We start from the raw sequence: 26,093 nt of genomic DNA, 5'->3' as shown, positions 1-26,093 counted from the left end.
ACATTTTAACAAAATCAAGGTACAACTTCTAGTTGCGCGAGTTACTTTTATGATGTATTGTCTCTTTTTTTATTTTTTTAAGTAAGCTTGAAAATTGTTTTATATCGCCTTTCTTTTGACGATAATTTTCTAATGATTGTTCAAAGAATTGTTTGTAATTACTTTTAATTAAACGATCATCAAATGATACGATGATACCTTTATCCTGCTCACTTCTAATAAGTCTGCCTAGTCCTTGCCTGAAACGAGTAACAGCATCAGGTAAAACGAAATCTTTAAATGTGGAAGTGAATTCAGATTCCATTAACCAATATTTCGTATTGTTATGATTCATAAAAGGTAATTTTGTAATCATTACACACTTGATACCATTTGATTGGAAATCAAAACCTTCAAAGAATGTGCTAGTCCCTAATAGGATGGCTTTAGAAAAACTATTAAATTGCTGTACAATTTTATAGTTTTGATTTTGTTGTTGTGTGAGTATTACGTAATCCTCAAACTCAGGTAATTCATTCAAGAGTTCTTGTACCATATGCATCATCTTATAACTAGTGAATAGAATTAAACATTTTGATTCAATAACTGTTGTATATTCTATAACATAGTTGACAATAGAGCTCACATAGTCATCAATATTTTTATAATTATATGAAACGACATCATTTGGTATAAATACAGTTGTCTGGTTTGAAGATACTGTTGCAGTATCAAGCTCATAAGTATTAAATATGATGTCCTTATTAAACCATTGCTTGAAATTTTCAAATGAGTGATTAAAAGTTAAGGTACCTGAAATAAATGTAAGTGCATTAAATTTATCTAACACTTGTTTTGTTAATATTTCTTTCACATCATAATCTTTCACATTTAATTTGATTGTAGATTTTTGGTTAATGTTTTTAATGGATAAATAACTAGTATGATTATTTTTTAAACTAGTTTCAATTGCTCTAAACTTATCATTAATATAAAGTAATTGTTTTCTTACTGTTTTAATTGTTTTATGGCTCATGCCGTTAAAGAATTCTAAGGTCATATTTAATTTATGAATGATGGCATGCAAATCATTTAAAATAGGTGTTACATCAAAATGATATACAAAATGAACTTTATGCACTTCATCATCATGTATTTCTGATTGTTGGATACTATTAAACATCGTACTGAACAATTGTTCGTTTAAATCATGTATTTCATTGATATTTGTTTTAAGGCCAAAAACATCGATTGGTGGTATATCTAATTTTTCAAGTATACGTTGTTGTTCTAAATGGTCGATAGCGGCAAGTAGTTTATCGTTTTCAGTTTTACCAATTAGGCCTAATTGGTATTTGACATCAGAATAGCTTAATTCATTCGTAACTTGGTTTAATGCGTAATCAGGTAACCTATGGGCTTCGTCAATGATACAATCATCAAATAATTGATAAATTGTATTGTCATGTGAAGCATGTATTAAATGAGCGTGATTTGTTATACCAATTTGTATATTTTTTGCGTTGCGCTTAATAAAATTAAAATAATTAATGTCATTACGCACTGGAACATAAGTTTCTAACTTTTGTTCATAATACATTTTTTGTCCGCCTTTTAAATCTAACTCTTGTATATCTCCAGTATGTGTTTCTGTAATCCAGATCAATAATTGCATTTTCAAAATGCTAACTTCGTAATTATTAGATTCATCTTTTAAGATTTGACTGATTAATCCTAACGAAATATAATCTCGTTTACTTTTGATTAAAGATGCATTTATTTTAAAATTCAATGCTGATTTTAATGCAGGTATATCTTTTTCCAACAACTGATTTTGTAATAATTTTGTATTTGTAGAAATCATTACATGTTTTCCTGTTTGTATGTTATACATTAGTGAAGCTAATAAATATGAAAATGATTTACCACTCCCTAACGGCGCTTCAATCATAGCTTTCTCGCTATGCATCAACTGTTCTAATATAATTTCAGCTAAATATAATTGTTGGGGTCTATATGTTAAATTTAATTTTTCAGTAATGTCTGTATAAAGATCTTTTAAAGTTCCGTCAAAGTTTACTGTGGGCGCTTTAAAATCTCTTTGCTTTTTATAAATAATCTGTTCAAATTGTTCGAAATCTTCACTTAGTTGTTCATGGTTATGGTTTCGAGCCATTTCAAAAAGAATATCATGTAAATCATATTTTAAATTTTTACTTAAATAATAAAGTTGTTTTAAAGTATCTAAATGTAGTGCTTCGAATTTATTGAAAGCAAGTATCATAAGTTGTGCAGTCGTTGCAGCATCTTCATCCGCACGGTGGGCATTATTTAACGTAATACCATGTGCTTCTGCTAATTCACTTAATTGATAACTTTTATCTGTTGGGAAAGCAACTTTAAACAATTCTAATGTATCTAATACTTTTTTGGGTCTATATCTGATATTACATTTTTTAAATGATTTTTTTATGAAATTTAAATCAAAAGTTACATTATGTGCGACAAAGATACAGCCTTCAAGTTGTTTGTATATATCGTCAGCAATTTCATGGAAATATGGTGATTGCTTTAGCATTTCATCTTCAATTGAGGTTAATGCTTGAATAAAAGGAGGAATTTCTAAATCTGTTTTTACCATAGAGTGATAGGTGCCAATTATTTTATTATCGCGGACGAAAGTAATACCAATTTGAATAATTTCATCGTAGTCTAATTGGTTGCCTGTTGTTTCTAAATCAACAACAGCGTAGCAAGGCTGTGTCATTTTCATTCCTCCTTTTCTTATAAATTTATAGTTCTATATCTGCACTCATGAGTTTGTGTTGTGTCTGTTGCTCATCAATGACAATTAGATAACCATGCTCATCAATATCTATAGCTTCACCTTGAAATTGTTGACCATTTTCAGTGAATTTTAAAGTTCTATTCCAAATATTTGAAGCTTCAATGTATTCATGTCGTATCGTGGAAAATGGCTGGCTTAAAAATTGATGGTAACGTTTTTCAATCTGATTTATTAATTGCTCTAATAAATGATAACGATGTATTTTTTGGTTAGCATGTATTCTTAAGCTCGTGGCCTTTGATTGCAACTCACCATGAAAATCTTCAGGCAAGTGATTCATATTTATGCCAATACCGCATATCACCGCTTCTATACCATCACTATTAGCTACCATTTCAGTCAAAAATCCACAAGCTTTTTTTCCTTCAATATAGATATCGTTTGGCCATTTAATCGTTACTTTCTCATTACTAAATTGTTGCATTGTATCTCTGATACCTAATGCCATAAACAAGTTAAACTTTGTTATCATTTCAAATGGGACATTTGGACGTAACACAATAGACATCCATAATCCTTTGCCGCGTGATGAATCCCATGGTCTATTGAAGCGCCCTTTTCCTTTCGTTTGCTCATCACTTAAAATTAAAAAGGTGTTTGAGTTTCCAACTAATTTTTGTTTTGCGAGTAACTGTGTGGAATCAACTTGCGCTTTGACCTCTACATGATCAAACATTTTTTGTTCATCGATTAAAGGTTCTACAATCCCACTATACCATTTATCAGGTAGTTCAATTAAGCGATGTCCTTTATGGTTAATTGATTCAATTTCACACCCTTCTTGCTTAAGTTGATCAATTACTTTTTTGACTGCTGTTCGAGAAATTGCAAGATGTTCTGCAATAAACTGTCCAGAAATATATTCTGACTGGTTTGTATATAAGATTTGAATAACATCTTTACTGTATTTCGACATGTGACTTCACCCACCTAATGATTTCTGGTTTAATATTTTGAACATCTCTATTGATAATAGCAATCTCAATATCTCTCAATAGTGTTTTTAGCCAAGGACCGCTTTGCTTATTAACTGCCTCAAGGATATCTTTACCATTAATATCAATATCCTTTCTTGAGTGAATAGGTAACTTTTTAGATTCTTCTTTTACAGATTGTATATTTATAATAAGCGGTGAAAAAGAAGGTAAATGGTTTTTAATATGTAAATCAATGAAATTTAATATTAATAGTATATCTTGTTCACCATAATCATAAAGAAGTATTTTAAAGTCTGATTTAGATTTAATATTGGGTAATTGATTAAGTAGCCGTTCTAATTTACCTATATACTTTTTTTCATTATTACTAATTTTTAAATCATTAAGCGCACCATTTACTAAAGGTTGTTGTGCTTTCAATAAAGCTACAAATAAAGTGAACGGAATGGCTTCATCTAAAATAAAATCATTTAGTTTATAATGTTTGAAAAAAGGAATGTAATTAAATGCATTCAAGTACTGTAAGTTTTCAAAACTATAGGCTAGATACTTACCAGAAGTGAGTTTTTTTAGTTCAACCACAATTCGTTCAATTGATAAATATTTAATATCATGGATATGTGATTTCATACCATAAAAAGTTTCATTTTCTAATGCAAATCCTAATTGTGCTTGAAAACGTAGACCTCGAATAATCCTTAACGCGTCTTCATTAAAACGTTCATGCGCATTGCCTACGGTTCTAATTATGTGATTTTCAATATCTTGTTGACCATTGAAGTAGTCGTGAATATGAAAATCGGCGTCCATAGCTATTGCATTCATTGTGAAATCACGTCTTTTAACATCCTCATATAATTCACGCACAAAAAAGACTTCGTTAGGTCTTCGATGATCATCATAATCACCTTCTGCACGAAATGTTGTTACTTCATAGTGTTCACCATTATAGACAACATTGACTGTGCCATGTTCTCTACCTATAGGAATTGTCTTTTCGAAAATAGCTTCTACTTCTTCAGGCGTCGCACTCGTAGTAATATCAATATCGTGTATTGTTTTATGCATTAGATAATCTCTCACAGAACCCCCAACAAAAAATGCTTGGTAATGGTTAGATTGTAAAGTTTTTAATATTGGTTTTGCTTGTTCGAATAATGTTTTAGTCATGATTACCCTCTAACATTTTTTTATAATAATATTCATATTGGTCTGCAATTAAATCTGAAGAAAAACGTTCAGCAACATCATCCAGCATTTGCTGCTGCATTTTTTTATAAAGTTCATCATTTGTCAACAATTGTAACGCATACGTACTGGCTGTATCACTATCACCAATATTTACTATAAAACCTGTTTCGTTATGTTTAATTACTTCTTTGATACCTCCAGCAGTAGAGCCAATTGGAAGTACACCTGATTTCATTGCTTCTAGCAATGTGAGACCAAAGCTTTCCTTCTCACTTAATAATAATACTAAATCTGATATTTGATAAAATTCACTCACCCAATTTTGTTTACCTAAAAATAACACAGCATCTTCAATGTCTAATTCACGTGCTTTTGCTTTCATATCCATTAATTGAGGTCCATCACCTAATAAAATAAGTTTTGATGGCAATTTTTGGTGTATCTTTGCGAAAGTTTCAATGATTGTATCAATTCGTTTGACTGCTCTAAAATTAGAAACGTGAATAATCACTTTTTCTTCAGGTTCTATCCCGTAACAAGCTTTTAATTTGATATCAGATTCAGTTGGCATTGAATGTTTTGTAGGGAATTCATTTTCTCTAACGAAATTATAAATTGGAATGATTGTTTTATCTGTTTCAATAATATCAGTCGTTTGTTCTGCAAGTGATTTACTGACACTTGTCACTACATCGCTACCCTCTATACCAAATTTAATCGCATTTTTTAATGAGTGATCATATCCCAATACTGTAATATCAGTGCCATGTAGGGTAGTCATTATTTTAATGTCTTTACCAGACATGTGTTTTGCTAAGATACCACAAACAGCATGCGGTACGGCATAATGCATATGTAATAAATCTAGGTCATATTCATTGATTACTTCAGCAATCTTGGTACTTAAGGTAATATCGTAAGGTGCATATTGGAATACAGCATATTGATTCACTTCAACTTGATGAAATGTAATATTAGGTAAAGGTTTTCTAATTCTAAAAGGTATATTCGATGTTATAAAATGGATATCATGTCCTCTTTCTGCTAATTTGATACCCAACTCAGTGGCGATAATTCCAGAACCACCCATAGAAGGGTAACATGTAATTCCTATTTTCATAGGTGGCACATCCTTTCTTAAACAATATCAATCTATTTTCTTTCAAAACGATTTTTATCTCGTGTATTAAACTTATCCATTGTTTCGTTAAAACTTTCAGTCATATCTATATCTAAGGAATTAGCTATACATAGTAACACGAATAAATTATCTCCAAGTTCTGCCTTTACCGTGTTTGCAGCTTCACTATCTTTTTTCTTTTTTTCTCCATAAAAATGATTGATTTCTCTTGATAACTCTCCTACTTCTTCTGATAACCTTGCGAGATTTGCTAGAGGTGAAAAGTAGCCAGTTTTAAATTGATTTATATAGTCATCTACTTCGATTTGCATGTCTTTCATCGATTTCATGATAAACGCCTCTCATTCTATCAGTTTCTTTTATAGTATAGACTAATTCTATGATTCATGCATTATTCCTGCAACCTTTATACACTATTCAATATGAATTAAGTAGTTAAATTAAATGATAATATGATATGCTGAGGTATAACAATAATAGATGTAAAGAAAGTCACCATTTAAAATCTATATTTAAAAAATAATAATTGTATACATAAAAAAGAGATTGGGCAAAATGATTGCCTCAACCTCTTATCCTAATTTTATCAACCTAAGCGTTGTGAAACAGTGAAATAAATTTAAATAATTTATATTTCTGTCTCATTTGCATGGATAAATTATTCACTTGATCTAGCGATTAAAATGAAACGTGCAAGTTCTGCTAATGCTACAGCAGTGGATGCAACGTAAGTCATTGCAGCAGCTGATAATACTTTTTTTGCATGGCGATATTCTTTTTCATTAACAATATCTAAGCTTTTAATTTGTTTCATTGCTCTACTACTAGCATCAAATTCGACTGGCAAGGTAACAATTGAGAACAATACTGCGAATGACATTAATGCAATTCCTATCCAAAGTGCAGTTGATCCCAATGTACTCTGTAAACTCGTTAAAACAATACCAGCAAACACTGCCATGTAACCTAAAGAACTACCAATATTTGCTAAAGGTACTAATGAAGTTCTAAATCTTAAGAAGAAATATCCTTGGGCATGCTGTATAGCATGTCCTACTTCATGGGCTGCAATTGCTGTACCAGCAACTGAAGGTCTATTGAAGTTTGCTGGTGATAAGACAAGAACTTTTTTACTAGGATCATAGTGATCTGTTAGAAATCCTTTACCTTCGACAACATCTACATCATAAATTCCATTTGAATGGAGTATTTCAAGCGCTACTTCACGCCCTGTTTTCCCACTAGTTGATCTCACTTGAGAATACTTTTCATAGTTAGATTTAACCTTGTGTTGTGCCCATAGAGGCAGAACCATTAAAATAACAAAGTATATAATCATATAAATAAAAGACAAAAATCCTCACTCCTTTATAAACATTTTACTGTGGACGTTAATAATGGTCAAATATTTTATCTTTTTTAAATAGAGTTAAACTTAAATATAAAACTAAAGGTATAACGCTTAACCAGAATGATAAGTATGCAATTGCTTCAATGTGACTTGCAATAAAATCATAAAAAGGATATTGCATAAATACATAATCGATAATGTCATTATGAAACACCCATATCATCGCTACGAAAAAGGCAGAAATCGTCACTTTAAATCTTGGATAAAAAATAAAACCTTCAATTGCCATAATGCCGTGAGAAAGTATCAACATACAACCTGTAATTGTAATCATATCGTATTGAATAAAAAGAATGATATTCATAATTACAGCCCATACTCCATACTTGATTAATGTGACAAAAGCGAGTGCTTCGATGATTGGTAAGTTCTTGTTAACAATCAACCCTAGAATAGCAATACATAAAAATAATGATGCAGTTGGGCTATCAGGTACAAATGGTATAAATTGCCAAGGTGTAGCACTCATTTGTGAACCGTACCAAATATACCCGTAAACTGTGCCTAATAAATTACATATTAATAAGAAATACAGCATACCTTTATTAAAAATGATAAGTTGCCATAGTGAGTAAATGTTCATATAGTCAATCCTTCGATAATGTATTAAGATTCCTCAACTTAAATGTATTTAGGATTTGAGATAATTGATAAAATAAAGCTCTATCCTGAAGTTGCAGACTTAAGTCAATATTGTCTTGTAAATATTTGATAATAGATGATTCACTTTTTTTTGATAATGGCAAACCATATATATCTTGAATATATACGGCATAATATGGAGAGTGAAGTAATTGTGTTAACAATAAATCGTCTAATTTCGTATCTCTAGAATCTTCTTTATTTAAATATAATTTGATATCAAAAAAGATATTTTGATTTGCGATATAGTCAAATATTTTTTCATTATTAATATATTGTTGATCCTCTACTATAAGTTTTATGGCGATGTTGTCTGTATTCACAGTTGCAATTTCTAAAGTGTTATGACTGGGAATTTGCTCATCTACAAAGTATATTTTTTGTAAAAGTTCAGGTGAGGATTTTATCAAATTTAATACCCATACACTAATTCGAGATTTAAAACGATACTGAAATAATACGTATTCTATAAAACTTGCTTTTAATTGTTGTAAGGTATCAGTCAATATACTCACCTTCTTTACTTTTTAGAATGATTGCAATCTTTCAGCTTCATCATGCCAAGTTTCGTTCGATGGGTCTATTTCTAGCAATTGCTTTAAGATTTGTTGTGCTTGTTCTATATAACCTATTTCAACTAAATAGAAATAATAATCACTTAAAAATGCTGATTGCGTTCTCATGGTTGGATAGGCTAATTCAAAGAAATGTTGTGCTTCTTTATCTCGCTCTTCTTGACCTAAAGCATGTGCTACATGCCACATAAATACGGGATCTAAATCTTCTTCATCTACATATTGTAATAAGCTAATAATTGAATCGTAATCTTCTTCTTGTCTAAAGAAATCACTCAAGATTAAAAGTGGTTCTTGATAAGCATTATCTACGTCTAAGGCTTGTAGTAACAATTGTACACCTTCATTAGCATCTCCGTGTTCTATTTGAATACTACCTGTTGATACCATTAATTCTTTATAAAATTGACTCAAGCGCAACCCTTCTTTACCAATTTCAATGGCATCTGCATGATTATGCTCGTTTTCATATAATTGTTGTAGATAAAAGTAGCCCTGTAGGAAGTCTGGATCTTTTGATAATAGTGTTTGCACTAATTTGATAGCTTCCTGTGTTAAGTCATTTTTTTCATAAGCAATGGCTTTTTTGAAGTATATTTCTGAATCCATTTCATCTTCGCTGATTTCATTAAACATTGTGATGGCATCACTATAATTTCCACTTTGTAAGCTACAATCAGCTAAACGTGAGAATAAATTAACATTATTGATTTGATATTCTCCCGTTTCTAATACCGTTTCATATTCCGAAGAAGCACGTAAATATTGACCATCAAAATAAAGTAATTCTGCCAATGCGAAATGTATGATTGGGTCGTTTGGTTCAATATCAATAGCTTCTACTAATTTATCTATAGCCACTTCAAGCATATTTAATTGTTGGTATAAATCTGCTTCTAGCATCAAACGTTCTGTAGATAGTTCAACAGTGCTTAAATATTCTAATGCTTCATCCGTTTGATCTTCCGCAATCAGTCCTTCAATGAAATAAATTAACAGTTCACTTTCATCTGGGTATTTGTGATAAAGTGTACGAAATACTTCAAGACCTTGTGGCATTAGTCCATAGTTATATAATGTTTCACCGAGTATAAAGAGCGCATCATCTTTTGGAGAACTTAGCGCGTCATTTACCCGTGTATCTAAGTTATCTAGTTTTTGTAAGTTGATATCATCTATAAGTTTATAGATATCTTCCATACTTTATCCCTCTTTTTCTAATTGATTAAATTTAGCTAAGAAACCTGGGAAGGAAACATTGACTGCATCAAATTGATCAATCGTTAATGTATCACTAGTTAGTAAAGAAGTTACAGCAAGCATCATACCAATGCGGTGATCAGTAAAGCTATCCACTGTGGCAGTTTGTTCCAATCTTGATGGATGGATAATCATGCCGTCACTTGTTGGTTGCAAGGTGAAACCTAATAAATTCAACATGTTTGCCGTAGTGTCAATACGATTGGTTTCTTTGACCTTTAATTCTTCCGCCTCTTTTATAATACTTGTTCCATTTGCTTGAGTACAAAGTAAGGCGATAACTGGTAATTCATCAATCGCTCTTGGTACTAATTCACCCTCAATATGGATAGGTTTCATATTTGGTGTATATTGTACGCGTATTGAAGCGGTAGGTTCTGAACCATTAGTTTGATTGAATAAAGTTATATTGCCATCCATTTGTGTCACGATATCTATGATACCTGAACGTGTTGGATTTATGCCAACATTGTGAATTGTAATATCACTTCCTGGAGTTATCAACCCTGCAACAATGAAATATGCAGCTGAGGAAATGTCCCCAGGTACATGAAAATCAGTGGCAGTAATATGTTCAATACTATTTTCAGGTAATTGAATCATTTTATCATTGTAAGTAATCGGAATTTGATAATGTTCAAACATTGTTTCTGTATGATTGCGCGTTATACCTATTTCAGAAATCGTTGTTTTTTCGTTTGCAAACAAGCTTGCAAATAATATTGCACTTTTAACTTGAGCACTTGCGACTTCCATTTGGTATGATATGCCTTTAATTTGAGCAGGTTTGATGATTAAAGGCGTAAAGTTATGATTCACACCTGAAATATCTGCATTCATTAACGTTAGAGGTTTCATAATTCGATCCATCGGTCTTTTACCAATAGAAGCATCACCAGAAAGGACTGCTTCAATGCCTAGTCCGCATAATAATCCAGCAACTAAACGTGTCGTCGTTCCAGAATTGCCAGTATAGAGTACTTGATGTGGTGTTTGGAAAAATTTATATCCAGGTGAGTTTATTTCAATTTTATCTTCTAAAATTTCTATTTCGACACCAAGTAGACGGAAAATTTCTACTGTACGAATACAATCTTCACCAAGTAAGGGTTTATATATCGTTGACCTACCTGATGCTAATGAGCTTAAAATAATCGCTCTATGTGTCATTGACTTATCTCCTGGAACTTCTATTTCTCCAATCAGAGGACCATTTATATCAATTGTTTTACTATTAACCAATTATGCCACCTACTTTTTAAAATATGTTTGTAATGTCGTGAAACTCTCTACTAAAGTGGATTTATCGACATGTTTAACCACAGGATTTCCTATACCTTCTAATAAAACCATCTGTACGCCTTGTTGGTCATTCTTCTTATCTCTTAACATTAATTCATAAAGTGAATCGAATTTGAAGGTATTGATGATATTTAATGGATAATCTAGAGAACTTAAATAATTGACGTAATGTAAAATATCAAATTTTTGGTTTAAAATATGGTTCGATACGATGAATTGAAAAAGAATGCCAATCATCACGGCATGACCGTGTGGTATTTTAAATGTGTATTCAACGGCATGACCAAAAGTATGTCCTAAATTTAAAAATTTACGAACGTTTGATTCTTTTTCATCTTTTACAATAATATTTAACTTTGTCTCTATGCCTTTATAAATATAATATTCCATTTCATCTAAAGACGCTAACGTTGTCTTATCATAAAAATGTGATTCAATATTACGTACTGCATCGGCATCAGTTAACAATGCATGTTTATATACTTCAGCGTAACCACTCAATATTTCTGTATAAGGAAGCGTTGAGAGAAAATTCAAATCATAGATAACCGCAGTTGGTCTATAAAATGCACCAATTAAATTTTTACCGTGTTTTGAATTGATTCCCACTTTACCACCAACACTAGAATCATGTGCTAATATCGTCGTAGGTACTTGGATAAAATCAACGCCTCTCAATAGGGTAGCAGCTAAAAATCCAGCGAAATCACCGGTAGCGCCACCACCTACTGCAATGATGCAAGTATTTCTAGTCAAATTTTTGCTCAATAATGTTTCTATAGTCTCTGCATAATAATCTAGAGATTTTGTAGACTCACCTGACGGTACAACCAACATGTGAGCATCGTATTCAGATGTAATAAATTCTAATGTATCATCCCATTTTTGAGCAATTGTATTATCTACGACTAGTACAATATCTTTGTAATTTTCAATGTAATGACGTAAATGTTTTAGCGCGTTATGTTCTATGATAATAGGATAATTATTAGTCTCATACGTAGTTTGTAATTTCATCGATATCACCTGGCTAATCTTATAATTTAGTATTCAATATTCAACAAGCGGCGTTCTTCAATTTGTGATTTTAATTGCTCGATATGATTACATTGGAATTCTTCTAATAATGCTTTTGCAAGTTCAAAAGCAACGACATTTTCTACTACAACACTTGCAGCTGGAACGGCACAACTATCAGAGCGTTCAACAGAAGCTTTAAAAGATTCTTTAGTATTAATATCTACTGAATTTAGCGGTTTGTATAATGTTGGAATTGGTTTCATAACACCATTGACAACAATAGGCATTCCGTTAGACATACCACCTTCAAAACCACCTAAATGATTTGATCCTCTGTAATAACCATTGTTTGTATCATAAAGTATTTCATCTTGTATTTCACTGCCAGGTTTTTCGGCTGCTTTAAATCCTTCTCCAAAACTGACGCCTTTAAAAGCATTAATACTTACAACCCCTTGAGCAATTCTACCATCTAATTTACGGTCATAATGTACATAACTGCCGATACCAATTGGTACTCCTTCAATAATAGTTTGTACAACACCGCCAATAGTATCTCCTGCCTTTTTGGCGTCATCAATTTTATCTCTCATTTGTTGAGCAATATCATCATTAATCACACGGACATCATTTTTATCAATATTAGATTTGATTGTTTCAAGGTCATAAGCTAAATCATCTTTAATACCACCAATTTCCATAACTCTACTATAAAAATGAATATCGAGTTGCTTTAGTAATATTTTCGATACAGCACCTACAGCCACTCGCGCAGCAGTTTCTCTAGCAGAAGAACGCTCTAATACATTTCTTAAGTCTCGATGATTATATTTCATACCGCCTATTAAATCGGCATGACCTGGACGTGGTTTTGTAATTACGCGCTTCATGTTTTCTTGATCTTCATCGCTAATAGGATCAGCGCCCATGATTTTTCTCCAATGTTTAAAATCATCATTTGTGACAATAAGCGTGATTGGACTACCAAGCGTATATCCGTTACGTACCCCAGATACAATTTCAACACTATCTTTTTCAATTTGCATGCGTCTACCTCTACCGTATCCACCTTGACGTTTAAACATTTCTTCATTTATATCGGCAGCATGAATTTCTAAATTTGCTGGCACACCTTCAATAATTACTGTTAGTTGCGGACCATGTGATTCTCCTGAAGTTAAATATCTCATTATTTACCCACTCCGTTCTTTAGTACTTTAAATGATTATATGTTCCTTATCTTATCACATTCAATTGTTCAAATTAACAGAAAAATTTCAAATAACTAAACTTTATAAGATTTCCTTACATACAACTATAACATCTGTCTAAAATTCAGTAATAACTTAAGATATTAAACGACTTCACTTTAGAATGCAATTGCAACTTTTATACAAAAAAACACCTTCGCATAAATTCATTTTATTATGAATACAACGAAAGTGTTTTGATTTTACGGATACGACCATGAATCGTATTTTTACTATTATTTTTTATCTTTATTGTTGAGCGTATTAAATAATTAAGTTAATAACGCATATCATCTTACAAGTAATGGTGTATCGATTCAACGATGATTATTCGTATAACCATGCTTCACGTGATTCTGTAAAATCACTTAATTCTTCTGCATTAAACCAAAGATTGATTTCTTTATTAGCAGATTCAACTGAATCTGAACCATGAATAATGTTTCTGCCTACAGTTAAACCAAAGTCTCCTCTGATTGTACCAGGTGTAGCTTCTGATGGATTTGTTGATCCAATAATGTGACGCGCAATATGTACTGCATCTTCACCTTCTACAACCATTGCAAATACAGGTGCAGAAGTAATAAAGTCGATTAAATTGCCATAGAATGGTTTATCCGTATGTTCAGCATAATGTTCTTCTGCAAGCGATTTAGGTACTGTCATTAGTTTAGCACCTACAAGTTTTAGTCCTTTACGTTCAATACGTGAAACGATTTCACCTATCAAATTACGTTGAACCGCGTCCGGTTTAATCATTAAAAATGTTCTTTCCATTGTGTGTTTATCCCCCTGTTAGTGATGTAAGTTTTATAAAAATACAAAACAAAATATTATAATGTCTTGAAGCACATTATAATATTAACAGTTAATTTAAGCGCTTTCAATGCTTTTCACACAATTATACGTTTCTTTTCCCTACTTTTTTAATAATTTTTTTAAATATTGGTTTAGCATCATCTTTTTCTAATTGATCAATAAGATGAAGCGCTTTATCTAAATATCTATCGCTAATTGCTTGTGATTGTTTTATGACATCAGAATGTTTAACGGTTTGTATACATTTATCAAATAAGGATTGATCACTGTTTGGGCCAAGTTGTTCTATTTGTGATTTAAACTCAGGATTTTTACGCATTTCTAACAATACTGGTAACGTTAAATGGCCGTTCATTAAATCACTGCCCACTGGTTTTCCTAATTTCTTTTCAGTACTAGTAAAATCTAGAATATCGTCAACGATTTGAAAACTCATACCAATATAATGACCAATCATTTTCAAATTACGAACCGTTTTGGTATCAGCATGTGAAGCAATTGCTCCAACTTCTGTTGATAATTGTATAAGCAATGCAGTTTTACGTTTGATTCTTCTTAAATAATTAGTAATTGTTTGATGAGCATTGAATTGATCTTGAAACTGGTACAATTCACCCATGCATACTTCGACAATTGCACTAGATATCACTTTATGTACTCGGTTATCCTCAATATTTGAAATATGTTCTAAACCGACAGCTAATAGAAAATTACCTGTGAGAATTGCAGTGTCTTGATCCCATTTTTTGGCAATCGTTAAACTACCGCGACGTTTATCACTTTTATCAATAACATCATCATGTACTAAAGTAGCCATATGGATTAATTCGAGTGCTACAGCAACACGATAGACATCTTCATTAATTTCTTCGCCAAATTGACTACTTAATATTACAAAGGCAGGTCTTACACGTTTTCCGCCTGATGAAAATAAATGATAAGAAGCATCTTCTAAGATTTGATCCTTACTTATTAATGCTTCTTCCAATCGCTGTTCAATTATTTTAATTTCATTGTTCATACTTAACTTTGACACAGTCATCACCTTTGGTTGTTTCATTTTTATTTATAGCCTAGGTGCATCGCTGCAACGCCACCAGTGAAGCTACGTACCTTAATATTACTAAATCCTGCTTGTGAAAATAAACGTTTTAATTTTTCTTTGTCTGGAAAATCAAAAGTAGATTGCTGTAACCATTCATATTCATCTTTCGATTTCGCAAATATTTTACCAAATATAGGCATTACAAATTTAAAGTATAATTTATAACATTGTTTAAATATTGGAGCAGTTGGTTGACTTGTTTCTAAGCAAACAACCATTCCACCAGGTTTTAAAACTCGATTTAGTTCTTTAAGCGTTGCAAGGTAATCAGGTACATTACGTAAACCAAAGCCAATTGTGACATAATCAAATTCATTATCCTCGAATGGTAAATGCATTGCATCACCATGAATGAGTTGGATATTTTGCATGTCCGCTGTTTTCTTTTTACCTACTTCAAGCATGTTTTCACTAAAATCTACACCTAATACTTCACCAGAAGGACCGACTGCTTTGCTTAAAGAAATGGTCCAGTCTGCCGTTCCGCAACAAACATCTAATGCTTTGCTACCATCTTTAACATTCATTTCTTTCATAACGCGTTTTCTCCATGTCTTGTGTTGTTCAAAGCTGATGATGTTGTTTAGGCGATCATATTTTCCAGAAATATTTTGAAAAACGTTATGTACTTGTTCTTTTTTTGCTTTATTATCTGCCATCATTGATTACCTCTTTTTTAATTAATTTCTAATTTAATTTCTTCTAAAAATGTATTTAGTTCATCTTTCGAATATTTTTTTAAATACGAAGGATGATTTTCTAATAAGTTTGTTAATAATTTTTGATTGATATCTGTTGTTTCTATGTTTGGTACGTATCGATTGATAGTAATAAGTGGAAATTTATTTTCGATTTTTAAAATAAAATGACCGATTTCTTCTTTGGGAATCACTCCGTTATGGATGGAGGATTTCATTTCATTAATTTCAACAATCGCTGAACTAATTTGCTTTTGAAAAATTGGATCATGTAACTTCGCTAATAATGTATAAAAGTGAGCGCTTAGTAAATCACCAATCAAAATGGCTTTCTTAGAGGATAAATTTTTGGAAACCTCATCTAAATGACGCATCGCAGTATCTATAGTGAGGCAAGCTAATTTAGCATCTTCAGGTATATCATAAGAATCAAGGATTTTTGCTAATACTTCATTTATATAAATAGCGTCATAATGATGTATACCTTTCAAGCGTTGGGTAATTTGTTTTTCAAAAATACTTAATGTCGTTTCCATGTTCACACCTCACGTTATTATCAATATACATATTAACATTATATAGGGAAAATTAAAATCAACGGTTTTCAAAGTGATAAATATATACGTTTTATGTATTTTGTGAATAGTAAAAATTATAAAAATAAATGAATTATGTTTGTTTATTATCTTTATAAAAACTAAATTGATGTTTGATCACTTTAAAAATCTCTTAATATCATATCATCATATCGAATGATACCATATTAAGAGACTTAGTTTACAATCTATTTTTATTTGTATTTAAAAGTTTTTACCAAAAGAAAAAAAGCCCCTGTAACAAGGGCTTCACTTTTAAGTAAAGAATTATTTAACTGCATCTTTTAAAGCTTTACCAGCTTTGAATGCTGGAACTTTGCTTGCAGGGATATCAATTTCTTTACCAGTTTGTGGATTACGTCCTTTACGAGCAGCACGTTCACGTACTTCGAAATTACCGAATCCAATTAATTGTACTTTTTCACCTTTAGAAAGTGATGTTTGAATTGATTCGAATACTGCATCTACAGCTAAACCAGCTTCTTTTTTAGTTAAATCAGCTTGTTCTGCAACAGCATTGATTAAATCTGTTTTGTTCATTATGAATTCACCTCCCCTAGGGTTTATAATGATAACTTAATATCATTATGGTATGACTTTAACACAACGAATACTGCAACTGCAATGATTTATGTGTAAAAAACGTTGAATTAATAGGATTTTAATATCAAATTGTTATATATTTGCAAAAAAGTGTAATAGTTCTATCTTATTCGGCCTTTTTGCCCCGTCCCATTAAGTCTTTGACGCTTTCATCAACAGGTTGATTTTCAAACAAAACTCTATATAATGCAGTTGTAATTGGCATATCAATATGATGTTCTTTAGCTAAATTATAAACTGATTTTGTAGTATATACACCTTCAACCACCATATTCATTTCTTCTAATGCTTTTTCTAGTGATTTACCTTCACCTAATTTATACCCTAATGTATAATTTCTAGAATGAGTAGACGTGCACGTTACAATTAAATCGCCAATACCACCTAAACCTAAAAATGTCAGTGGATCTGCGCCTAATTTTTCACCAAGTCGACTTATTTCAGCTAAACCTCTAGTCATTAATGCCGCTTTGGCATTGTCTCCGAAGCCCATGCCTGAAATTACACCGCTTGCAACAGCTATAATATTTTTTAATGCGCCACCCAATTCTACGCCTACTAAATCATCATTCGTATAAACTCTTAAATAATCATTCATAAATAAATCTTGAGCTAATTTACTCACTTCTGGTGATTTAGAAGAAGCAGCCACTGTAGTTGGTTGTTTGATAACAACCTCTTCAGCATGGCTTGGACCTGATAGTACACCAATACCTGCATTATGTTCAGAGCTAATTGAGTCTTCTAACATTTCAGAGACGCGTTTATAAGTATCGTTTTCTATTCCTTTAGCAACATGGATAAAAGTTTTTTTCGATGTTAAGTGTGAATCAATTTCACTTGCAACTTCCCTCATCGCTTTTGTAGGTAAAGCCATGAGATATACATCTGAATGCGCTATTGCTTTATGAATATCTGTAGTTGCGTTAATTGATAATTCAAGTTGTGCATTTTTAAGATATTTAGTGTTTGTATGAAATTCATTTATTTCATTAACAGTCGTTTCATTTTTCCCCCACATTAATACTTGATGCCCGTTTTCAGCTAAGACATTTGCTAATGCCGTACCGAAACTCCCAGTACCAAAGACAGCTATATTAGACATGTAACCCCTCCATTTATTAATTTCTTCTTCTAGTTATGATGTGTACAGGTGTACCTTCAAATCCAAAGGCAGCTCTGATTTGATTTTCAAGATAACGTTTATAAGAAAAATGCATTAATTCTACGTCATTTACAAACACAACAAATGTTGGAGGTTCTATTGCAACTTGTGTAGCATAAAATACGTTTAATCGACGACCTTTATCTGTTGGTGTAGGATTCATAGAAATTGCATCTGTAATTACTTCATTTAATGTTGAACTTTGAACACGTTTTTTATGGTTTTCACTCGCTTCCAAAATATACGGGAATAGCGTAGATAATCTTTTTTGTTCTTTTGCTGAAACAAAAGCGATTTGTGCGTAATCTAAAAATTGAAATTCTTTGCGTACTTCGTCCTTGAATTTCTTCATAGTATTTGTTTCTTTATCTACAGCATCCCATTTATTGACAACGATAACAATCGCTTTTCCTTCTTCGTGCGCATAGCCAGCAACACGCTTGTCTTGTTCTATGATACCTTGTTCAGCATCGATAACTACTAAAACAACGTTTGATCGCTCTATCGCTTTAAGTGCACGTAAAACTGAGTACTTTTCTGTATTTTCATATACTTTACCTTTTTTACGCATACCAGCAGTATCTATGAGCACATAATCTTGATCGTCATAGCTATATTCAGTATCAACAGCGTCTCGAGTTGTTCCAGCAACATTGGATACTATGACTCGATTTTCACCTAAAATCGCGTTAACTAAGCTCGACTTACCTACGTTAGGGCGACCAATAATTGATAAACGAATTGTATCCTCGTCATATGGATCGGGCTCTTCTTCTTTGAAATTTTTAACTACTTCATCTAATAAATCACCTAACCCTAAACCATGTGAACCAGAAATTGGATACGGATCTCCAAAACCTAGTGAATAAAAATCATAAATTTCATTTCGCATTTCAGGATTATCAACTTTATTCACTGCCAATACAACGGGCTTTTTAGATTTGTATAGCATTTGAGCTACCATTTCATCACTTTGTGTTAAACCTTCTCTAACATTTACCATAAAAATAATGACATCAGCTTCATCTATGGCAATTTCTGCTTGCGCTCTAATCTGTGTTTGGAATGGTGCATCACCTATTTCAATACCTCCAGTATCAATGATATTGAAATCATGAGTTAACCATTCGCCTGATGAATAAATTCTGTCACGAGTCACACCTGGTGTATCTTCAACAATTGAGACACGTTCACCTACGACTCTGTTAAAAATTGTAGACTTTCCAACATTGGGTCTTCCTACAATAGCAACTATAGGTTTAGTCATAACTAACTTCCTCTCTTTTTTAATCTCTATAATTCTATCATACGGGGTAAGTATTTCAAAAGAAATTATTAATGAATCAATTTAAATGACTTTCATGAAATACAATTAATTTATTGATTGATATGTATACTAAAAAAATAAATCTTGCCCTAACGTAAAAATAGGACAAGATTTATTTTTAGTCTTATGATAATTATTAAAACTTAATATCTTTAAGTTTATCTCCGAAAACATCACCTAGTGTTGGATTGTCTTCGTCTTCATTATTATCTAAATATGATTGTGTTGTTTCACTATCACTTTCAGCAACATTTTCGTCAGGTAATGTTGCTTTAATAGAAAGTGAAATACGTTCATTGTCAATATCGACACTGAGTATTTTAACACTGACAACTTGTCCTGGTTCTAATACTTCACCAGGTGTACCGATGTGTGAATGACTGATTTCTGAAATATGAACTAAACCTTGCACCCCAGGTTTGATTTCAACAAAGGCACCAAAGCTTGTAAGTCTGACAACTTTACCTTCGATTTCTTCACTTTCATTGACTTCTCCTCTTAACGATTCAAACGGGCTTGGTAATGTATCTTTAATTGATAATGAAATACGTTCAGAATCTTTATCAACTGATTTTACTTTCACTTTGACTTGATCACCAATTGAAACAACATCTTCTGGCGATTTAACATGCTCATGTGATAGCTCGGAAACATGTACAAGTCCATCTACACCACCAATATCGATAAACGCACCAAAGTTTGTTAAGCGTGCAACTTTACCTTCTATGACATCGCCTTCATTAAGATTATTGAGTAAGTCATCTTTTTTCTCAGCATTTTCTAATGCTTCTACAGCTTTACGACTAAGAATGACGCGATTATTTGCTGGATCTAGTTCTTCAACTTTTAATTTTAGAACTTGTCCTTCAAAATGAGAGAAATCTTCGATGAAATCAGTTGAAATTAATGAAGCTGGTACAAATCCTCTTTGACCAACATCTACTACTAAACCACCTTTTACAACTTCAGTGACTTTAGCCTCGATGATTTCATCATTATCTAATTTTTCTTGTAAAAATTCATATGATTTTTCAGTTTCTAATTGACGTTTTGATAAGATATAAGCACCTGTCTCATTTTCTTCGTCATATTCCACTTTTGTGACATATGCACCGATTTCGTCACCAACTTTAACAGCATCACTAGGATTATCAATATGATGTGTTGAAAGTTGACTTATAGGGATAATACCGTTAAATTTACCTCCATTAACATGTACAATTACTTGTTTATCTTCAATTTCTTGAATTTCACCAGTAACTCTATCCCCTTCTTTAATTTCGTTAATCATTGATTCATTGAATTCTTCAGTCATCTTGTCTGCCTCCTTATTACACTACATATTTATAACATCTTATAATTTGACAGAATTGTCAAGGAATTCCACTTTATAGTGAATACTCTCATTCTATACATTTAAAAATATTAATTGATACTTAACATGTAGATAATAGTTTTAATATCAATAGCAATTTACATTGACTTATATGTAGTACAAGTTTTAAAAACCTACTACGATAATATACCCTGATTTTGATATTTTATAACTTTTTTACACAATTTTAACAAAAGGACTACAAAAAAAATCAATAGATAATATGATTTTATGAATTTAGATATCTTCTACTAATGTCAAAATTTTATCAGTAACTTCTTCGATACTCATACCGGTAGTATCAATAGTTATTGCATCTTCTGCTTTTTTCAAAGGAGATATTTCTCTATTCATATCATAGTGATCGCGTTCGGCTATTTCTTTTTTTAATTGTTCTACTGTTGATTGTATATCTCTTAGTTCGTTATCTTTTTGACGACGTAAAGCACGTTCTTCAACAGAGGCAATCATATATATTTTTAAATCAGCATCTGGCAACACAACCGTACCAATGTCTCTACCATCCATTACAATGCCTTTTTGCTGCGCCAACTCTTGTTGCTTTTCAACGGCAAATGAGCGCACTGATTCTTTTGAAGATACATAAGAAACATGATTTGTCACATCATTTTCTCTTAAATAATCTGTCACATCTTGATTGTCTAAAATGACTCTTTGTCCTTTTTCTTCGTTATAAGTTAATGAAAGTTCAGTTGATTCGACAAGTTCAGAAAAATTTTCTGTTTTATTTAATTGTAAATATTTATATGTTATAGCACGATACATTGCACCAGTATCTACATACACCATAGATAACTTGGCTGCCACAAGTTTTGCTATTGTACTCTTACCTGCAGCTGCAGGTCCATCAAGTGCGATATTTATTGGTTTCATTTTAGTAACCCTTCCTTGTTGTTTTATAAATAATATTTTATCATAAATATGTATTTTATAAATAGGAGGAATGCACACATGAAAAAACTTCTTGTCATACATACTGGCGGCACGATTAGCATGTCACAAGATGAATCGAACAAAGTTGTTACAAATAAAGACAATCCAATTTCTAATCATCAAAATATTATTAATCAATATGCTGATGTAACAGAAATAACACCTTTTAATGTACCATCTCCACACATGAATATTGCGTATGTGGAAACTTTAAAACAAATTATAAATCAATCTGAGGATCAAGATGATTATGATGGTTATGTGATTACACATGGTACTGATACACTAGAGGAAACAGCTTATTTATTAGATTTAACAATAGACACCTCAAAACCAATTGTAATCACTGGTGCGATGCGTTCTTCCAATGAAATTGGTGCAGATGGTTTATATAACTTTTTATCAGCAATTAGAGTTGCAATTAGTGATGAATCATTAAATATGGGTGTTATGGTCGTTTTTAACGATGAGATTCATACAGCTAGAAATGTAACGAAAACGCACACTTCTAATACGAATACATTTCAAAGTCCGAATCATGGTCCCTTAGGTGTGATAACAAAACAAAGTGTACAGTTTCATCATAAACCATTTGGGCATTTAGTATTGACTGATATCAATCAATCTTTAAATATCCCACTCGTGAAAGCGTATATGGGAATGAATAGCGATGTTTTGGCTTTTTACAGTAAAAAGCAAGTTGATGGGATTATAATAGAAGCGCTAGGTCAAGGCAATTTGCCACCTACATGTTTAGAAGGGTTGAATCAATGTTTAAATAACAATATTCCAGTTATACTTGTATCTAGATCGTTTAATGGTATTGTCGGTCCTATTTATGCTTATGAAGGTGGCGGTGCAACATTAGAACAAAAAGGAGTTATTTTCTCTAATGGATTAAATGGACAAAAAGCGAGACTGAAATTATTAATCGGCTTAAGTAATCATTTAACTAAAGCACAATTAAAAAGGTATTTTGAAGCTCAATTATAAAAAAAGAGTTGTGATAAGTAACGTTTTATTTAAGAATATTGAAAGTATTCTCAAATAATAATCACTTATCCAGCTCTTTTTTATATTATGATTCTAAAGGCGTTTGCTTTTTAGATAAAATATTTTGAGTGATAATGCCACCATGATACTTACCATTTTCAATAAAAATCGTATTTGCATCATTACCTGCAGCAATCACACCAGCAATATAACAATTTTCTACATTTGTTTCGTAAGTTTCTTTGTTATGAACTGGTGCTGTCCCAAATTCATTTTCATTGATTTCAATTCCAATTGATTCTAAGAAATTATAGTCCGGATGATAACCAATCATTGCAAAAATGTAATCGTTAGGAATCTCAATTACTTCTCCATCTTGCTCATAAATAACACTATCTTCAGTAATTTTTGTGACTTCAGCGTTAAAGGCCATGTTTATTTTTTCGTGTTTCACTAATGACTCAAAATTAGGTAAAATCCATGGTTTAACTGCTTTTGGATAGTCAGAACCACGATAGATAACTGTGACATGTGCACCTGCCTTTTCTAATTCCAGTGCTGCATCAACTGCTGAGTTTTTTCCACCAATGATGACAACATTTTGATCGAAATAAGGGTGTGCTTCTTTAAAATAATGTTTTACTTTTGGTAATTCTGCACCTTCTACTTCTAAAGTATTATGTTGACCATAATAACCAGTAGCTACGGTTAGAAATCGACACTGATAAACATCTTTCGTAGTAGTGAGTGTAAAACGATTATTAATTTTTTTAACAGTAAGGACTTCTTCGAAAGCATTGATACGCAGTTGATGATGTTTAACAACTTCTCTATAATACACTAATGCTTGATTACGACGTGGTTTGCTTTCTTCGACAATAAATGGAATGTCGCCAATACTTAATTTATCACTTGAAGAAAAGAATGTTTGATGTGTTGGATAGTTATAAATAGCGTCCACAACATTTCCTTTTTCAATTACTAAAGTATCAATCCCTTTTTTCTTTTGTTCAATAGCGGCACTTAACCCACATGGTCCACCGCCGATGATTATACTTTCTACTGTTTGCATAGTATTTGTCCTCCTTTAACCACCCATTTATTATACCAGTAGATTTAAAAAAACCAAGTGATAGATTTTGAAAATTTGTTTACAAAAATGACTAATTCATATAAAAGCTCCCTACAAAGTTTACTTTTTTAAATGTCTACTTTGTAGGGAGCATATCATGTTATGGATTAGTCCTTTTTTAGGAACAGGCTCGATAATCAAGCTTCATTTTATTTGTTAAAGATGAATGTTTTATTGAGGAATAACTAATTGTTGTCCGTTATGAATATCATTACCTTGTAATCCATTTGCTTTTCTGATTTTTTCTACATTTTCAGGAGATCCGCTTCCATAGTATTGGATGGCTATTCTGTAAAGATTTTGACCATTTACAGTATGTGTTTGTTGTCCTGAATTGTTGTTTGAAGCTTGGTTGTTTTGTTGATTGTTTTGGCTGTTAGTTGCTTGACCTTGGTTTGCTGAATCATTACCTTGATTCGTAGCTTGATTATTTTGTTGTGATTGATCATTTTGACTGTTCTGTGCATTTTGATCACTTTGGTTATTTTGATCAGATTCAGTAGCTTGATTTTGATCGCTAGTAGCTGCATCGTCAGAATTAGAATCGCTTTGGTTTGAATTATCATTACTATCTGATTCAGCGTTATCGTCATTATTTGTATTTGCTTTTTCACTATCATCGTCTTTGTTTTTGTCTGAATCTTTCTTGCTGTCCTTGTCTGAATCTGAGTCAGATTTTTTATCTTTGTTGTCCGCTACCTTTTTATCGTCGTTATTACTACTATCATCATTGTTGCCAGTTAATGCCATACCTCCAAAAATTCCGATTGCTGCTAAAATTAAAATTGCTGCTACGATTGGTAATATTTTTCCAAATAAGCCGCCTTTTTTCTTTTTATTGTTGTTATCATCATTTGGATCGTTGTTGTGATCACCGTTACCATTATTTCCACCGGAGCCATTTCCATTCGAACGCGCAGCACTTGCTCCAGCGGCACCTGCACCAGCTGCGGCTGCTCCGCCAGCTACGGCAGCGCCTTTTTTCTTGTTGTCTTTTGAATCATTACTTTTTTCAGAATTAGCTTCTTCAGTATGTTGATTTTTATTATTAGCACCTACGCCTGTAGCAGCATCACTTTTTTCGTTATCGTCTGAGGCTGCATTGTTATCTTTAGCATGATCAGAATCATCTTTCTTGTCATGGTGTTTTTTTGCGGCATATGCACCTGCACCAGCTGCGGCTGCTCCGCCAGCTACGGCAGCGCCTTTTTTCTTATCATTTTTATCTTCAGATTGGTTATCTTCAGAAATGTCGTGATCTTTTTCACTTCTATTTTGATTAATATTGTTATTTTCTGAAGGGTCTTGATTTTTATTGGTTTCATCCGCAACCGTCTTGGATGATGAATGTGTTTCCTGTTGTTGCTTACTGTCTTGTTGACTTGATGTATCATTTTTCTCATCAACAGGTGATTCATTTCCTTCATTTTGATGTGTTGCCGTATCTCTTCTACGTTGTCTTCTTTGGGCATTTCTTGGAGGGAATTGTTCGTCTTGTTTATCAGAAACTTCCTCTTTTACATTGTCAACGGAATCGTTAACAGAATCCTTTACATCATCTCGATGTTCTTTTGGATCAATAGATTGACGATTTTTCTCAAAATCATCTTTGAAATTATTATTAGACAAATTCATCATCCTTCCATCATTTAATTTTAGTATATACTGTTTTACCCTAAAAGCCAGTATATATGTATTAATTTTATATGAAAAACAAATAAAAATTTAGCGTATATCTAGTATTATAGCTTGATTGAAAAAGTGAAGTA

At 32.0% G+C, this 26,093-nt stretch carries 24 protein-coding genes; 1 reads left to right on the top strand and 23 read right to left on the bottom strand.

Annotated elements, in window-relative coordinates; all coding sequences use genetic code 11:
• Positions 1-28: 28 nt before the first annotated feature.
• The 21 genes from JG554_RS06900 to cmk form a co-directional block, all read right to left on the bottom strand.
• A complete protein-coding gene (locus JG554_RS06900) occupies positions 29-2,746 on the bottom strand; it encodes a helicase C-terminal domain-containing protein (protein ID WP_070038191.1) in 2,718 nt (905 codons plus the stop codon).
• Positions 2,747-2,771: 25 nt separating this feature from the next.
• On the bottom strand, positions 2,772-3,743 hold the full coding sequence (locus JG554_RS06895; RefSeq protein ID WP_070038193.1) for a biotin--[acetyl-CoA-carboxylase] ligase: 972 nt from the start codon (positions 3,741-3,743) through the stop codon (positions 2,772-2,774).
• The gene (locus tag JG554_RS06890) at positions 3,727-4,935 is read right to left on the bottom strand and encodes a CCA tRNA nucleotidyltransferase (RefSeq protein ID WP_070038195.1); all 1,209 of its coding nucleotides are present in this window, start codon (positions 4,933-4,935) and stop codon (positions 3,727-3,729) included. The genes JG554_RS06895 and JG554_RS06890 overlap by 17 nt, the downstream gene beginning before the upstream one ends.
• On the bottom strand, positions 4,928-6,076 hold the full coding sequence (gene bshA, locus JG554_RS06885; protein WP_070038201.1) for an N-acetyl-alpha-D-glucosaminyl L-malate synthase BshA: 1,149 nt from the start codon (positions 6,074-6,076) through the stop codon (positions 4,928-4,930). The genes JG554_RS06890 and bshA overlap by 8 nt, the downstream gene beginning before the upstream one ends.
• 32 nt (positions 6,077-6,108) lie before the next feature.
• Complete coding sequence (locus JG554_RS06880) at positions 6,109-6,426, bottom strand: nucleotide pyrophosphohydrolase (protein WP_019468926.1); 318 nt, start codon at positions 6,424-6,426, stop codon at positions 6,109-6,111.
• 329 nt (positions 6,427-6,755) lie between these two features.
• Positions 6,756-7,451: a zinc metallopeptidase gene (locus tag JG554_RS06875; RefSeq protein ID WP_046208235.1), complete on the bottom strand. Its 696-nt coding sequence runs from the start codon at positions 7,449-7,451 to the stop codon at positions 6,756-6,758.
• 37 nt (positions 7,452-7,488) lie between these two features.
• Positions 7,489-8,091 carry a DUF1405 domain-containing protein gene (locus JG554_RS06870; RefSeq protein ID WP_046208234.1) on the bottom strand — a complete coding sequence of 201 codons (603 nt, stop codon included), beginning with the start codon at positions 8,089-8,091 and terminating at the stop codon, positions 7,489-7,491.
• A gap of 4 nt (positions 8,092-8,095) precedes the next feature.
• Positions 8,096-8,656: a YpiB family protein gene (locus JG554_RS06865; RefSeq protein WP_046208233.1), complete on the bottom strand. Its 561-nt coding sequence runs from the start codon at positions 8,654-8,656 to the stop codon at positions 8,096-8,098.
• 21 nt (positions 8,657-8,677) lie between these two features.
• On the bottom strand, positions 8,678-9,925 hold the full coding sequence (locus JG554_RS06860) for a tetratricopeptide repeat protein (RefSeq protein ID WP_046208232.1): 1,248 nt from the start codon (positions 9,923-9,925) through the stop codon (positions 8,678-8,680).
• Between the two features lie 3 nt (positions 9,926-9,928).
• On the bottom strand, positions 9,929-11,227 hold the full coding sequence (gene aroA / locus JG554_RS06855) for a 3-phosphoshikimate 1-carboxyvinyltransferase (RefSeq protein ID WP_046208231.1): 1,299 nt from the start codon (positions 11,225-11,227) through the stop codon (positions 9,929-9,931).
• Positions 11,228-11,236: 9 nt separating this feature from the next.
• A complete protein-coding gene (aroB, locus tag JG554_RS06850; RefSeq protein ID WP_070038214.1) occupies positions 11,237-12,304 on the bottom strand; it encodes a 3-dehydroquinate synthase in 1,068 nt (355 codons plus the stop codon).
• 26 nt (positions 12,305-12,330) lie between these two features.
• A complete protein-coding gene (gene aroC, locus JG554_RS06845) occupies positions 12,331-13,497 on the bottom strand; it encodes a chorismate synthase (protein WP_046208229.1) in 1,167 nt (388 codons plus the stop codon).
• Between the two features lie 387 nt (positions 13,498-13,884).
• On the bottom strand, positions 13,885-14,334 hold the full coding sequence (gene ndk / locus JG554_RS06840; RefSeq protein ID WP_070038216.1) for a nucleoside-diphosphate kinase: 450 nt from the start codon (positions 14,332-14,334) through the stop codon (positions 13,885-13,887).
• Between the two features lie 124 nt (positions 14,335-14,458).
• Entirely contained in the window at positions 14,459-15,412 is a 954-nt protein-coding gene (locus tag JG554_RS06835) for a polyprenyl synthetase family protein (RefSeq protein ID WP_182478099.1), read from the bottom strand.
• Positions 15,413-15,438: 26 nt separating this feature from the next.
• Complete coding sequence (locus JG554_RS06830) at positions 15,439-16,140, bottom strand: demethylmenaquinone methyltransferase (RefSeq protein ID WP_046208358.1); 702 nt, start codon at positions 16,138-16,140, stop codon at positions 15,439-15,441.
• Positions 16,141-16,157: 17 nt separating this feature from the next.
• On the bottom strand, positions 16,158-16,715 hold the full coding sequence (locus tag JG554_RS06825; protein ID WP_046208226.1) for a heptaprenyl pyrophosphate synthase subunit A: 558 nt from the start codon (positions 16,713-16,715) through the stop codon (positions 16,158-16,160).
• 327 nt (positions 16,716-17,042) lie between these two features.
• Entirely contained in the window at positions 17,043-17,315 is a 273-nt protein-coding gene (locus JG554_RS06820; RefSeq protein ID WP_019468914.1) for an HU family DNA-binding protein, read from the bottom strand.
• A 169-nt stretch (positions 17,316-17,484) separates the two neighbouring features.
• Positions 17,485-18,483, bottom strand: a complete 999-nt coding sequence (locus tag JG554_RS06815) for an NAD(P)H-dependent glycerol-3-phosphate dehydrogenase (RefSeq protein ID WP_070038220.1) — start codon at positions 18,481-18,483, stop codon at positions 17,485-17,487.
• 16 nt (positions 18,484-18,499) lie between these two features.
• Positions 18,500-19,810: a ribosome biogenesis GTPase Der gene (der, locus tag JG554_RS06810; protein WP_046208224.1), complete on the bottom strand. Its 1,311-nt coding sequence runs from the start codon at positions 19,808-19,810 to the stop codon at positions 18,500-18,502.
• 196 nt (positions 19,811-20,006) lie between these two features.
• Positions 20,007-21,185: a 30S ribosomal protein S1 gene (gene rpsA, locus JG554_RS06805; protein WP_070038223.1), complete on the bottom strand. Its 1,179-nt coding sequence runs from the start codon at positions 21,183-21,185 to the stop codon at positions 20,007-20,009.
• A 297-nt stretch (positions 21,186-21,482) separates the two neighbouring features.
• On the bottom strand, positions 21,483-22,139 hold the full coding sequence (gene cmk, locus JG554_RS06800; RefSeq protein ID WP_070038226.1) for a (d)CMP kinase: 657 nt from the start codon (positions 22,137-22,139) through the stop codon (positions 21,483-21,485).
• Between the two features lie 78 nt (positions 22,140-22,217).
• Here cmk and JG554_RS06795 point away from each other — a divergent pair, with 78 nt between their 5' ends.
• Positions 22,218-23,192, top strand: a complete 975-nt coding sequence (locus tag JG554_RS06795; RefSeq protein WP_107360165.1) for an asparaginase — start codon at positions 22,218-22,220, stop codon at positions 23,190-23,192.
• 85 nt (positions 23,193-23,277) lie between these two features.
• Here the strand turns inward: JG554_RS06795 and ypdA are convergent, their stop codons facing one another.
• On the bottom strand, positions 23,278-24,264 hold the full coding sequence (gene ypdA / locus JG554_RS06790; RefSeq protein WP_070038232.1) for a bacillithiol disulfide reductase YpdA: 987 nt from the start codon (positions 24,262-24,264) through the stop codon (positions 23,278-23,280).
• A 231-nt stretch (positions 24,265-24,495) separates the two neighbouring features.
• Complete coding sequence (locus JG554_RS06785; protein ID WP_238394750.1) at positions 24,496-25,959, bottom strand: LysM peptidoglycan-binding domain-containing protein; 1,464 nt, start codon at positions 25,957-25,959, stop codon at positions 24,496-24,498.
• Between the last annotated feature and the right edge of the window lie 134 nt (positions 25,960-26,093).

The organism is Staphylococcus sp. 11-B-312, from assembly GCF_016743055.1.
GTDB lineage: Bacteria > Bacillota > Bacilli > Staphylococcales > Staphylococcaceae > Staphylococcus > Staphylococcus ureilyticus.
Note: the sequence above shows the minus strand (reverse complement) of the source record. Positions and strands in the feature narration are given on the sequence as shown.